Annotated in this window: 10 protein-coding genes; 5 read left to right on the forward strand and 5 right to left on the reverse strand. The window is 74.9% G+C overall.

The window, feature by feature from the left end:
- Nucleotides 1–4 precede the first annotated feature (4 nt).
- Genes gatA through AES38_RS06650 form a run of 3 tightly spaced genes read left to right on the forward strand, consistent with a single transcriptional unit; the run spans nucleotide 5 to nucleotide 4688 of the window.
- Nucleotides 5–1552: an Asp-tRNA(Asn)/Glu-tRNA(Gln) amidotransferase subunit GatA gene (gene gatA / locus AES38_RS06640; RefSeq protein WP_053774303.1), complete on the forward strand. Its 1548-nt coding sequence runs from the start codon at nucleotides 5–7 to the stop codon at nucleotides 1550–1552.
- Nucleotides 1552–3054 carry an Asp-tRNA(Asn)/Glu-tRNA(Gln) amidotransferase subunit GatB gene (gene gatB / locus AES38_RS06645; RefSeq protein WP_053774304.1) on the forward strand — a complete coding sequence of 501 codons (1503 nt, stop codon included), beginning with the start codon at nucleotides 1552–1554 and terminating at the stop codon, nucleotides 3052–3054. Before gatA ends, gatB begins: the two co-directional genes overlap by 1 nt.
- Nucleotides 3051–4688, forward strand: coding sequence for an ABC-F family ATP-binding cassette domain-containing protein (locus tag AES38_RS06650; protein ID WP_053774305.1), 1638 nt, complete (start codon nucleotides 3051–3053; stop codon nucleotides 4686–4688). Before gatB ends, AES38_RS06650 begins: the two co-directional genes overlap by 4 nt.
- Before the next feature lie 27 nt (nucleotides 4689–4715).
- Here AES38_RS06650 and AES38_RS06655 read toward each other — a convergent pair whose 3' ends face one another.
- The gene (locus AES38_RS06655) at nucleotides 4716–6362 is read right to left on the reverse strand and encodes a hypothetical protein (RefSeq protein WP_053774306.1); all 1647 of its coding nucleotides are present in this window, start codon (nucleotides 6360–6362) and stop codon (nucleotides 4716–4718) included.
- Nucleotides 6363–6546: 184 nt separating this feature from the next.
- On the opposite strand from AES38_RS06655, the gene AES38_RS06660 reads away from it, so the two are divergent.
- Entirely contained in the window at nucleotides 6547–7248 is a 702-nt protein-coding gene (locus AES38_RS06660; RefSeq protein WP_081001929.1) for a DedA family protein, read from the forward strand.
- Nucleotides 7249–7371: 123 nt separating this feature from the next.
- Nucleotides 7372–8031, forward strand: coding sequence for a hypothetical protein (locus AES38_RS06665; RefSeq protein ID WP_053774307.1), 660 nt, complete (start codon nucleotides 7372–7374; stop codon nucleotides 8029–8031).
- Between the two features lie 11 nt (nucleotides 8032–8042).
- On the opposite strand, the gene AES38_RS06670 is transcribed toward AES38_RS06665, so the two are convergent.
- The 4 genes from AES38_RS06670 to AES38_RS06685 form a co-directional block, all read right to left on the reverse strand.
- Nucleotides 8043–9731 (reverse strand): long-chain-fatty-acid--CoA ligase, encoded by a 1689-nt coding sequence (locus AES38_RS06670; protein ID WP_053774308.1) that lies wholly within the window; start codon nucleotides 9729–9731, stop codon nucleotides 8043–8045.
- Nucleotides 9732–9798: 67 nt separating this feature from the next.
- Nucleotides 9799–10245, reverse strand: a complete 447-nt coding sequence (locus AES38_RS06675) for an SRPBCC family protein (RefSeq protein WP_053774309.1) — start codon at nucleotides 10243–10245, stop codon at nucleotides 9799–9801.
- A 73-nt stretch (nucleotides 10246–10318) separates the two neighbouring features.
- Complete coding sequence (locus AES38_RS06680) at nucleotides 10319–11767, reverse strand: phytoene desaturase family protein (protein WP_053774310.1); 1449 nt, start codon at nucleotides 11765–11767, stop codon at nucleotides 10319–10321.
- A gap of 9 nt (nucleotides 11768–11776) precedes the next feature.
- A complete protein-coding gene (locus tag AES38_RS06685) occupies nucleotides 11777–12775 on the reverse strand; it encodes an SDR family oxidoreductase (protein WP_053774311.1) in 999 nt (332 codons plus the stop codon).
- Nucleotides 12776–12805 lie beyond the last annotated feature (30 nt).

Raw genomic sequence — 12805 nt, forward strand, 5'->3', positions numbered from 1 at the left:
CACCATGACCGACGACCTCACGCGCCTCAGCGCCTCCGCCCTCGCCGACCGCCTCGCCGCGGGCGACGTGTCGAGCGTCGACGCCGTGCGCGCGCACCTCGACCGCATCGACCACGTCGACGGCGACGTCCACGCGTTCCTCCACGTCTCCGGGGAACGGGCGCTCGGGCGCGCCGCCGAGATCGACGCCCAGCGCGCCGACGGCGCCGACCTCGGCCCGCTCGCGGGCGTGCCCATCGCCATCAAGGACGTGCTCTGCACCATCGACATGCCGTCCACCGCGGGCTCGCGCATGCTCGAGGGCTGGACCCCGCCCTACGACGCCACCGTCGTGCAGCGACTCCGCGCCGCGGGCCTGGTGCCGCTCGGCAAGACCAACATGGACGAGTTCGCGATGGGCTCCTCCACCGAGCACTCCGCCTTCGGCGCCACGCACAACCCGTGGGACCTCGACCGCATCCCCGGCGGCTCGGGCGGCGGATCCGCGGCCGCGGTCGCCGCGTTCGAGGCGCCCGTCGCGCTCGGCTCCGACACCGGCGGATCCATCCGCCAGCCCGCGGCCGTCACCGGCTCGGTCGGCGTCAAGCCCACCTACGGCGGCGTGAGCCGCTACGGCGCCATCGCGCTCGCCTCCAGCCTCGACCAGGTCGGCCCCGTCTCCCGCACGGTGCTCGACTCGGCGCTCGTGCACGACGTCATCGGCGGGCACGACCCGCGCGACTCCACGTCGCTCACCGACGCGTGGCCGTCCTTCGCGGACGCCGCGCGGGCCGGGCAGCGCGAGGGATCGCTGAAGGGCGTCCGCGTCGGCGTCGTCAAGCAGCTCGACGGCGAGGGCTTCCAGGCCGGCGTCACGCAGCGCTTCCGCGAGGCGCTCGCGCTCCTCGCCGAGGCCGGCGCCGAGATCGTGGAGGTGAGCGCGCCGAACTTCGAGCACGCCATCGCCGCGTACTACCTGATCCTCCCCGCGGAGGCGTCGAGCAACCTCGCCAAGTTCGACTCGGTGCGCTTCGGCCTCCGGGTCAACCCGCCCGGCGGCGGCACCGTCGAGGACGTCATGGCCGCGACCCGCGAGGCCGGCTTCGGCCCCGAGGTCAAGCGCCGCATCATCCTCGGCACCTACGCCCTGAGCGCCGGCTACTACGACGCGTACTACGGCAGCGCGCAGAAGGTGCGCACGCTGATCCAGCGCGACTTCGACGCCGCGTTCCAGCAGGTCGACGTGCTCGTCACGCCGAGCGCGCCCACCACGGCGTTCAAGCTCGGCGAGAAGCTCGACGACCCGCTGGCCATGTACCTCAACGACCTGACGACGATCCCCGCGAACCTCGCGGGCGTGCCCGGCATCGGCCTCCCCATCGGGCTCGCGCCCGAGGACGGCCTGCCCGTCGGGATCCAGTTCATGGCGCCCGCCCGCGAGGACGCGCGCCTCTACACGGTCGGCGCCGCGCTCGAGGGCATCCTCGAGCGGCAGTGGGGCGGGCCGCTGCTCGCCCAGGCACCCGAGCTCGCGCGCGCCGCGACGCGCACCACGGACGGAGACACGCACTGATGGCCAAGGCAGAGCTGATGGACTACGACAAGGCCATCGAGATGTTCGAGCCCGTGCTCGGGTTCGAGGTGCACGTGGAGCTGAACACGCGCACGAAGATGTTCTCCGACGCCCCGAACTTCTTCGGCGGCGAGCCGAACACCAACATCACGCCGGTGGACCTCGGCCTCCCGGGCTCGCTGCCCGTGGTGAACGAGCAGGCCGTGCGCTACTCGATCAGCCTGGGCCTCGCGCTCGGCTGCTCGATCGCGGAGAGCTCGCGCTTCGCCCGGAAGAACTACTTCTACCCGGACCTCGCGAAGAACTACCAGATCAGCCAGTTCGACGAGCCCATCGCGTACCGCGGCTCCGTCGAGGTGGAGATGCCCGACGGCCGCATCGTGACGGTGCCCATCGAGCGCGCGCACATGGAGGAGGACGCCGGGAAGCTCACGCACGTGGGCGGCGCGACGGGCCGGATCCAGGGCGCCGACCACTCGCTGGTCGACTACAACCGCGCGGGCGTGCCGCTCGTGGAGATCGTCACGGACATCATCTACGGCGCGGAAGCCGAGGCGCCCGAGCTCGCGAAGGCGTACGTGTCGACCATCCGCGACATCGTCGTGGCGCTCGGCATCTCCGACGCGAAGATGGAGCGCGGCAACCTCCGCTGCGACGCGAACATCTCGCTGAGCCCGCGCGGATCCGGCGAGCTCGGCACCCGCACGGAGACGAAGAACGTCAACTCGCTCCGCAGCGTCGAGCGCGCCATCCGCTACGAGATCCAGCGCCAGGCCGCGATCCTCGCCGCGGGCGGGACGATCACGCAGGAGACGCGGCACTGGCACGAGGACACCGGCCGCACGTCCGCCGGCCGCCCGAAGAGCGACGCCGACGACTACCGCTACTTCCCGGAGCCCGACCTTCTGCCCGTGCAGCCGAGCGCCGAGCTGATCGAGGAGCTGCGGGCGGCCCTCCCCGAGGCGCCCGCGATCCGCCGCCGCCGGCTCAAGGCCGAGTGGGGCTTCACCGACCTCGAGTTCCAGGACGTCGTGAACTCCGGGCTCCTCACCGAGCTCGTCGACACGGTCGAGGCCGGGGCAGCGCCGCAGGCGGCGCGCAAGTGGTGGACGGGCGAGATCGCCCGCATCGCGAACGCGCGCGGCGTGGACGCGGCGACGCTCATCACCGCCGAGCAGGTCGCGTCCGTCATCGAGCTGGTCGAGGCCGGCACGCTGACGAACCGCCTCGCGCGCGATGTGATCGAGGGCGTCATCGACGGCGAGGGCACGGCGCAGGAGGTCGTGGACGCCCGCGGCCTCGCGGTCGTGTCCGACGACGGACCGCTCATCGCCGCCATCGACGAGGCGCTCCAGGCCCAGCCCGACGTGCTCGCGAAGATCCGCGACGGCAAGGTGCAGGCCGCCGGCGCCGTCATCGGCGCGGTGATGAAGGCCATGCGCGGCCAGGCGGACGCGGCGCGCGTCCGCGAGCTCGTGCTGGAGCGCGCGCAGGCCTCGTGACCGCCACCCTCGTCGCCCGGGGCCTCGCCGGAGGCCACGGGCACCGCACGCTGTTCTCCGGGCTCGACCTCACGGTCGCGCCCGGGGACGTCGTGGGCCTCGTCGGCGCGAACGGCGCCGGCAAGAGCACGCTGCTGCGGCTCCTCGCCGGCGTCGACGCGCCGCAGGACGGCCGCGTGCTGCTCTCGCCCGCCGACGCGTTCATCGGCTGGCTGCCGCAGGAGCACGAGCGGATCCCGGGCGAGACCGTCGCGGGCTACGTCGCCCGCCGCACGGGCTGCGCCGAGGCGTCCGCGGAGCTCGACCGCACGGCCGTCGCGCTCGGCGAGGGCCTGCCCGGCGCCGACGACGCGTACGGCACCGCGCTCGACCGCTGGATGGCGAGCGGCGCGGCCGACCTCGACGAGCGCCTGCCCGTGACGCTCGCGGAGCTCGGCCTCGACCTCGATCCGCAGCTCCCCACCGCGGGGCTCTCGGGCGGACAGGCGGCCCGCGTGGCCCTCGCCGCGCTCCTCCTCAGCCGCTTCGACGTCGTGCTCCTCGACGAGCCCACCAACGACCTCGACCTCGACGGCCTCGCGCGCCTCGAGTCCTTCGTGCGCGGCCTCCGCGGCGGCGTCGTGCTCGTCTCGCACGACCGCGAGTTCCTCGCCCGCTGCGTCACCACCGTCGTCGAGCTCGACCTCGCCCAGGACAGCGTCCGCGTCTACGAGGGCGGCTACGACGCGTTCCTCGAGGAGCGCCAGGTCGCGCGCCGCCACGCGCGCGAGGCCTACGAGCAGTACGCCGACACCAAGGCCGACCTCGTCTCCCGCGCTCGCACGCAGCGCGAGTGGTCGTCGCAGGGGGTGCGCAACGCGATGCGCAAGGCGCCCGACAACGACAAGATCCGCCGGAAGGCGTCGGCCGAGTCCAGCGAGAAGCAGGGGCAGAAGGTCCGCCAGATGGAGAGCCGCATCGCCCGCCTCGAGGAGGTCGAGGAGCCGCGCAAGGAGTGGGAGCTCGCCTTCACCATCGGGCAGGCGCCGCGCTCCAGCGCCGTGGTCGCGACGCTGCGGGAGGCGACCGTCACGCGCGGCGGCTTCACGCTCGGCCCCGTCTCCCTCCAGGTCGACGGCGGCGATCGCATCGGGATCACCGGCCCGAACGGCGCCGGCAAGTCGACGCTCCTCGGACTGATCCTCGGCCGCATCCCGCCCGACGCCGGTGACGCCTCACCCGGCCGCAGCGTGCAGGTGGGCGAGATCGACCAGGCGCGCGCGTCGCTCCGCGGCGAGCTGCCGCTCGCGGAGTCCTTCGCGGAGCAGGTGCCGGACATGTCGCCCGCGGAGGTCCGCACGCTCCTCGCGAAGTTCGGCCTGCGCGCCGACCACGTCACGCGGCACGTCGACGGCCTCTCGCCCGGGGAGCGCACGCGTGCCGGGCTCGCGCTGCTGCAGGCGCGCGGGGTCAACCTGCTCGTGCTCGACGAGCCGACGAACCACCTCGACCTGCCCGCCATCGAGCAGCTCGAGCAGGCGCTCGACTCCTACGACGGCACCCTGCTCCTCGTCACGCACGACCGGCGGATGCTCGACGCCGTGCGGCTCGACCGGCACTGGCACGTGGACCAGGGCGTCGTCACCGAGTCCTGACCGCGGAGCCCGGCCCGGCCTCGCCGCCTACTGGTAGGTGACGAGGTCCGGCACGGGGGAGACGTCGCGCATGGTCTGCTCGGGCGTGAGCATCGGCGCGTCCTCGTCGATGAAGTTCTTCCAGCCCCACGCGAGGCCCGCGGGCGCGTCGGCGTGCAGCGCCCGCCAGGTGGCCTGCTTGTCGGGCTGGCCGCCCTGCCCGTCGGCGTGCACGAGCATCGCGAGCTCGGGGTGCGACATGTCGAGGGACGCGCGGTCCTGGATCATGCTCAGCCGGAACTGGTGCAGCACCAGCATCTTCTGCGGGAGTCCGCGGTCGCGCACGACGCCGGCGAGCCAGTCGGTCGTCGCGTCCACCTCGGCGGCGGACACGCTGCCGATCTGCTTCAGCGGCACCTGGTCCGGGCCGAGCCGCCACTCGGGGTCGAGCGCGAGGCCCACGCCCGGCTGGGCGAGCACGGACTCGTAGCGCTTCGCCTGCGTGAGGAAGTCGGTGCGGCCGGGCTGGAGGTCGATGACGACGTAGACGCCGGCGTCGCGGGCCGCGTCGATCCACGGCTGCAGCGTCTCGACGGGCACCTCGGAGGAGTAGTCGCCGTCGGGACCTGCCGAGCCCGCGGCGACCGTCGCGATGAGCTCGAACATGGGGATCACGGGCTCGTCGGAGAACGGCTGGTACTCGGCGGCCTGCGCCTTCGCGCGCGCGACGGCCTCCGTGGGGCCCTGCTCGCCGAGCACGCCGAGCGCGCCCGTGCCGGCCGCGCCGTACAGGGCGACGTAGCGCTTGCCCGGCAGGACGAGCTGGCCGCCGCCCGGGAGCTGGTCGCCCGTGGCGGCGGTGCGGATCCGGCCCTCGAGGGTCGGGTCGTCGGCGTACGCGGTGCCGACGGCGATGGTGCTGGTCGCGCCCGCCTCGTGCAGCGCGGCGACGGCGTCGGCGGAGGCGCGCGGATCCGGGTTCGCCTCGGGCACGACCGTGACGCCCACGCCGGCAGCGCGCGCCGTGGCGACCGCCGCGAGGGACGACCCCGCGTCGGTGGCGAGCGCGTGCGCACCGGGGACGGCGGCGGCGGGCGCGGTGGACGGCAGCGCGTCGTCCGAGGACCCGGCGGACGGCGTGGGGCTCGCGCCGGCGTCGGGCGCCGCGAGGCCGGCGACGCGCGCCACGGCGGCGGCGGGATCCGCGTCCGCGGCGTCCGCCACGTCCGCGCCCGTCACGCGCGCCACGTCGGCGGCGTGGTCGGCGCGGACCACCGTCGTCGCGTCGGGGAGGCCGGAGGTCGCGTCCTCCGCGAGATCGCCCACCGCCAGCACGCCCGAGGAGCCCAGGCGCTCGATCTCGGGCTGCGCCCCGGAGCCCGCGACGATGAGGGGCGCGCCGAGCGCGACGGCCGCCTCGGCGCCGAGCTCCTGCGCCGCGACGTCGCCCGACGGCGCCAGGACCGCGACGGGGGAGGAGCGGAAGAGGCTGCCGCTCATCGCGACGGACGCGCCCGAGTCGTCGGCGTCGCCCACCACGGTGAGCGGCGCGTCCGGCGCGGCGGTCACGGGCCGCAGCACCTCGGGAGCGGGATCCTCGGCGGTGCACGCGCCGAGCCCGACGACCACGCCGGCGGCGGCGATCAGGGCGACGGAGGCGCGGAGGGACCGGGGGAGGCGGAGCGGGGAGGACACCGGACCACGGTACGGGACCTCGGCGGACGGCGGGCGGATCGGACGACGACGGCGGGACGCCCGGGCGTGGCGCCGGCGGACGTCATCCGGGTCCCCGCCGCCGGCGATGACCCGGCCATCCGCGCCGCGACGGGGTCCGGGCGCGCGGCGACCGGCCGGGTACCGTGGTCGGGTGACCGCCCTGATGCCGCCGACCCTCCTGCCGACGACGACGATCGCCGGCGTCCGCCCCGCCGCGACGGGCGAGGACCCGCTCCAGGGCCTCGACGGTCTCGTGGGCGCCGCCGCGCGCGTGATCGAGGCGCTCGGCGAGGCGGGCGTCGGCGCGATGACCTTCATCGAGACGGTCTTCCCGCCCATCCCCAGCGAGGTCGTGCTCCCGCTCGCGGGCTTCGTCGCGGCCACCGGGCGCATGAACCTGGTCCTCGTCATCGTCGCGAGCACGCTCGGCGCCTACCTCGGCGCCCTGCTGCTCTACTGGCTCGGCCGGAAGGCGGGGGAGGAGCGGACCATCCGCGTGCTCTCCAAGCTCCCGCTCGTGGAGCGCCACGACTTCGAGGTGGCCGCCTCATGGTTCCACCGGCACGGCCGCTCGGCGGTGTTCTTCGGGCGGCTCGTGCCCGGCGTCCGCAGCCTCATCTCGCTCCCCGCGGGCGCGGCGGGCATGCACCTCGGCACCTTCAGCTTCTACACGATCGCCGGCAGCGGGCTCTGGAACGGCGCCCTCATCGGGCTCGGCGCCGCGCTCGGCAGCCAGTACGAGCTCATCGACCGGTACGCGCAGTACCTCGACTACGCCGTGTACGCGGTGCTCGGGATCCTGCTGCTCCTGCTGGTGGGGCGCGCGGTGCGCCGCCGCCTCGCGCAGCGCCGCGCGGACCGCTGAGGCCCGCGCCCGGGTGATGCGCACGCGCCTCCCACGGCTCTCCCTGCCGCGCCGGATAGCGTGACGCGCGGCCGATGCGGTCGGCGACCCGCGCCGATCCGGCCCTCTGCGAGAGGCACCACCATGGGATTCCTGGACAGGCTCCTGGGCCGCGACGAGCAGCCCGACGACCGGCGCGGATCCGCGTCCGCCCCGCGGGAGCGCAGCGCCGACGAGGTCGCGGTGGAGCGCTACCGCTACCTCCTCCGTACGGCGCCGCCGGAGAGGATCGAGGAGGTGCACGTCGAGGCCTTCCAGAAGCTCACCCCGGAGCAGCGCGAGATCCTCTTCCGACAGCTGAGCGCGGACGCCGCCGAGGGCGACGCGCCCGTCGACGACCGTCCGGAGTCGCTCGCCCGCTCGGCCACCCGGTCCGAGATGCGGGCGCCCGGCACGCTCGAGCGCACCCTCGGCCCGCGCGGCGGGCTGGCCGGCGGCGGGGGCGGCATGGGCATGGGCGGCATGATCGCCGGATCCATGCTCGGCACCATCGCGGGCGTGGTGGTCGGCTCGGCCATCGCGCAGGCGCTGATCCCCGACGCGGTCGGCCAGGACCAGGCGGGCGACGCGGGTGCGGACGCCGGGACCGACGGCGGTGACGCGGGCGCCGACGCCGGCGCGACCGACGCCGGGGCCGCGGACGCGAACGCCGGCGACCTCGGTGCGGGCGACTTCGGTGCGGGCGACTTCGGCGGCGGCGCGGACCTCGGCGGCGGCGACTTCGGCGGCGGCGACTTCTTCTGAGCCGGGGCGGGTCAGCCCGCCTCGAGGATCCCCTCGCGCACCTTGCGCCGCAGCACCTTGCCGAGGAGCGAGGTCGGCAGCTCGTCGAGCACCACGATCCGGCGCGGCACCTTGTAGGGGGTGAGCTCGGCGCGCAGCGTCGCCCGGGCGGCCTGCTCGTCGAGCGTCGCGCCCTCCTCGAGCACCACGGCCGCGACGACCTCCTCGTCGCCCCCGTCGCGCGGGATCCTGACGACGGCCGCGTCCTTCACGCCGTCGAGCTCGCGCACCGCGTCCTCCACCTCGGACGGCGAGACGTTGAAGCCGCCCGTGATGATGAGCTCCTTGATCCGGTCGGCGATGCGGACGAAGCCGTCGGCGTCGATCGTCACGACGTCGCCCGTGCGGAACCAGCCGCCCTCGAGCAGCGCGGCTGCCGTCTCGTCGGGCCGGCCGTGGTAGCCGCGGAACACCTGCGGTCCGCGCACGAGCAGCTCGCCGGCCTCGCCCGCGGGCCGGTCGACCGACGGGTCGTCCGGGTCCACGACGCGCACCTCGGTGTTCGGCAGCGGCAGGCCGACCGTCCCGGCGCGCCGCGTGTCGCCGACGGGGTTGGCCATGAGCACGGGCGAGCACTCGGAGAGGCCGTAGCCCTCCACGAGCCAGCCGCCCGTCTGCTCCTCCCACGGCACGACGACCGTCTCGGGCAGGGCCATCGCCCCGGAGATGGAGATGGAGATGCCCTCGAGGGACACGCCCGCGTCCTCCGCGGCCTGGCGGAGGCGCGCGTAGATGGGCGGCACGGCCGGCAGGAACGTCGGCGGGTGGCGGCGGATCGCCTGCAGCACGAGGTCGGGCTCGAAGCGCGGGAAGAGCACGAGGCGCGACCCCATGCTCATCGCGAAGGTGAGGCAGAGGGTCAGCCCGTAGGCGTGGAACATGGGCAGCACGGCGTAGACGACGCTCGTGCCCCGCGGGACGGTGGGCACCCACGCCCGGGACTGCGCGGCGTTGGCGCTCAGGTTGAGGTGCGTGAGCTCGGCGCCCTTCGGCGCGCCCGTGGTGCCGCTCGTGTACTGGATCACCGCCAGGTCCTCCGCCGCCGGCCGCCGGTGGTCGGCGGGCAGGGGCGCCGCGGCCACGATCCGCTCCCAGGTCGTGGTGCCGGTCACCTTCGCCGCGATGGCGGCGCGCGCCGCGCGGGCCTTCGGGACCGGCAGGCGGAGGAGGAGCCGCGTCCTCCGCGGCATCGCGCGCGTGACGTCGACGGACACGATGCGCTCGGGCCGCACGCCCTCCGGCAGCGCCTGCACGGTGGCGACCGACCGGTCCCACGCGATCACGGTGCGCGCCCGGTGGTCCTCGAACTGGTGCTGCAGCTCGCGCGGCGTGTAGAGCGGGTTGTGCTCCACGACCACGGCCCCGAGGCGGAGCACGGCGTAGAAGGCCACGACGTGCTGGGGGCAGTTCGGCAGCACGATCGCGACGGGGTCCCCGGCGCGGACCCCGGCGTCGTGGAGGCCCTGGGCGGCGCGGGCGATCTGCTCGCCGAGCTCCCGGTAGCTCGTCTCCGCGCCGAGGAAGTCGAGCGCGGTGCCGCCGGGGAAGCGGAGCACGGACTGGTCGACGATGTCGACGAGCGATCCCTGCGGCAGGTCGATCTCGTGCGGGACGTCCGGGGCGTAGCTGGCCAGCCAGGGCCGGTCGGTGGGGGTGCTCACCCCTCCCACCCTAGGCCTGGGCGGTCCGCCGACCGGTGACGCGGAGGCGACGGCGCGGGGGCGCGGATCACGACCGGCCGGCGTGCCGCCCCTCGGCGAGGTAGGCGAGCCGGTGGAGCGTCTCGACGTTCCGGGCGTGCAGGAGGAGGTCCAGCAGCGGTGCGGGGACGAGCCGCCCGGGGCCGCGCACGGCCTCCTCGGTCATGCGGACCTCGCAGCCGTCGGGCAGGGTCCGCACCTCGACCGTCACCCGGGCCTCGCCGAGGGGCCAGCCCTTGGGCTGCATGACCATGCGGCGCGGGGCGTCCCACTCGAGCACGGTGGTGGCGTCGTCGATGAGGATCGGCCAGGAGCCGAAGGAGTGGTGGAGCTTCGCGCCGACGGCGGGCCACGCGTCGTCCACCGCCCGCATCCGGGAGGCGCCGACCACCCACGCGGGGAACAGCCAGCCGTCGGCGATCACCTCGGCGACGTCGGAGGGCGAGCACTTCATGCGGCGGCGGGTGACGGACATGGGTCCAGTCTGGTCCGCGCGTCCAGGCTCCGGTAATCGGGACACCGGGGCTCGACGGCCGCGACCCGCCCTGCTACAGCGAGAGGTCGGGCCCGCGCTCGATCCCGAACTCGTGCCGCAGCGCGCTCCGGGCGGCCTGATAGCCGGCCATGCCGTGCACCCCGGGACCGGGCGTGGCCGAGCTCGACGCGAGGTAGACGCCCGCGGCCGGGGTGCGCCACGGATCCGGCGAGAGCACCGGGCGGGCGAGCAGCTGCCACACGCTCGCGGCGCCCGCCGCGATGTCGCCGCCGATGTAGTTGGGGTCGTGCTCCTCCATCCCGACGGCGTCGATGCTGGACGAGGCGAGGATCAGGTCGCGGAAGCCCGGCGCGAAGCGCTCGATCTGCCGCGTGATCGCCTCGGTCTGGTCGACGGTGGATCCCGCCGGCACGTGCGTGTACGCCCACAGCACGTGGCCGTCACCGGGGGCGCGGCCCGGGTCGTCGATCGAGGGCTGGGCGACGAGCACGTACGGGTCCTCGCTGTGGCGTCCGGCGGCCACGTCGCGCTCGGCGCGCTGGATCTCGGCCCGCGTACCGCCGACGTGCAGCGTGCCCGCGCGGCGCAGCTCGGGATCCGTCCACGGCACGGGACCGGACAGCGCGAAGTCGACCTTGGAGGCGGCGTTGCCGTAGCGGAAGCGGCGGATCGCGCGCAGGTAGCGCTCGGGCAGGCGGTCGCCGGCGATGCGGGCGAGGGCGCGGGCGCTCGTGTCGAGGAGCACGGCGCGGGCGCGCGGCAGCTCGTCCAGCGAGGTGACCTCGGATCCGGTGACGATGTCGCCGCCGTGCGCGCGGAGGTCGTCGACCATCGCGTCGATGATGACCTGGCTGCCGCCGATCGGCACGGGCCAGCCGCGCGCGTGCGCGTACGCGCCGAGGGAGAGGGCCGCCGCGGCCGTCGACACGCTCGGCATGGTCTGGATCGCGTGGGCCGCGACGCCCGTGAACATGGCCGGCGCGACGTCGCCGCGGAAGCGCGCGTTCCACAGGGGCGACCCCTGCTCGAGCGCCCGGAGGCCGAGGGCGATGGCGGTGGGCGGGTGGCGCGGCACCTGGAGCAGCGGGCCGTTCGTGAACTGGGCGACGCGATCGGCCTGCGCGGCGAGCGGGCCCATCAGCTGCCGCCATGCCCGCCCGTCGACGCCGAGCGCGTCGGCGGTGCGGTCGATGTCGCGGTAGGCGATCCCCGAGACGCCGCCGTCGAGCGGATGGCCGTAGGAGATCTCGGGGACGACGAGATCGATCCGCCGCTCGAGCTGGAAGGCCCGGAAGAACCCGGACGCGAGCGCCATCGGGTGCACCGCCGAGCAGATGTCGTGGTGGAAGCCCGGGAGCGTGAGCTCGGCCGTGCGGCTGCCGCCGCCGATCGTGTCCGCCCGCTCGTGCACCTGGACCCGCAGGCCCGCGCGGGCCATCGTCACGGCCGCGGCCAGGCCGTTCGGTCCGGATCCGACCACGACCGCGTCGATGTCACCCATCCGTCGAGGCTATCGGCGACGGAGCGCGGCGGCCCCGGCGACGACGCCGGAGAGCAGGGCGCCCGCGCCGATCGCGACGGTCTTCGCGCGGTTGCGGACGATCCAGATCTGCGGGCTCATGGTGCGGGCCTGGTCGCTGAAGATGCCGCGCGCGCCGTGGTCGCCCGCGGTCGGCGCGTAGAGGTTGGTCGGCAGCATGATCTGCGTCTTCTCGGCGGCCTGCTGGCCCGAGTAGCCGACCTTGGCGAGGTAGCCGTCGAGCCAGTTCGCGACGAAGCGGTTGCCGAGGACGGTCTTCACCGTCGGCTCGCCCACCCAGTTGCGGCGCTTCGGCTTCTCGGCGACGGCCGCGATGGCCTGCGCGCCCACCTCCGGCTCGAAGATCGGCGGGACGGGCTGCGGGTGGTGCGGCAGCTGCGACTTGACCCAGTTGAACTGGATCGTGTTGAGCGCGGGCATGTCGACGGTGGAGATCGTGACCTTGCTCTCGTTGTGGATCAGCTCGGTCGTCACCGACTCGGTGAAGCCCTGCACGGCGTGCTTGGCGGCGCAGTAGGCGGCCTGCAGCGGGATCCCGCGGTGGGCGAGCGCCGAGCCGACCTGGATCACGTGGCCCCGGTCGCGCGGCACCATGCGGCTGAGGGCGGCGCGCGTGCCGTTGACGAAGCCGAAGTAGTTGACGGCCGTGGCGCGCTCGAAGTCGGCCGGGTCGGTCGTGAGGAACTCGCCGAAGACGCCGACCATGGCGTCGTTGACCCACAGGTCGATGGGGCCGAGCTCGTCCTCGACGCGGTCGGCCGCGGCCTCGACGGCCAGGCGGTCGGCGACGTCGGTGGAGATGCCGAGGCCGCGGCGCCCGCGCGCCTCGATGTCGGCGACGGCGCCCGCGAGCCCGTCCTCGCCGCGCGCGAGGACGGCGACGTCCCAGCCGCGGTCCGCGAGCTCCCGGACGGTGGCCCGTCCCAGCCCCGCGGTTCCTCCGGTGACGACGGCGATGCCTCTGGTCATTGCGCTCCTTCGATGGTTGGTGCACGAAAC

Origin of the sequence: Clavibacter capsici (assembly GCF_001280205.1) — a bacterium.
Lineage (GTDB): Bacteria > Actinomycetota > Actinomycetes > Actinomycetales > Microbacteriaceae > Clavibacter > Clavibacter capsici.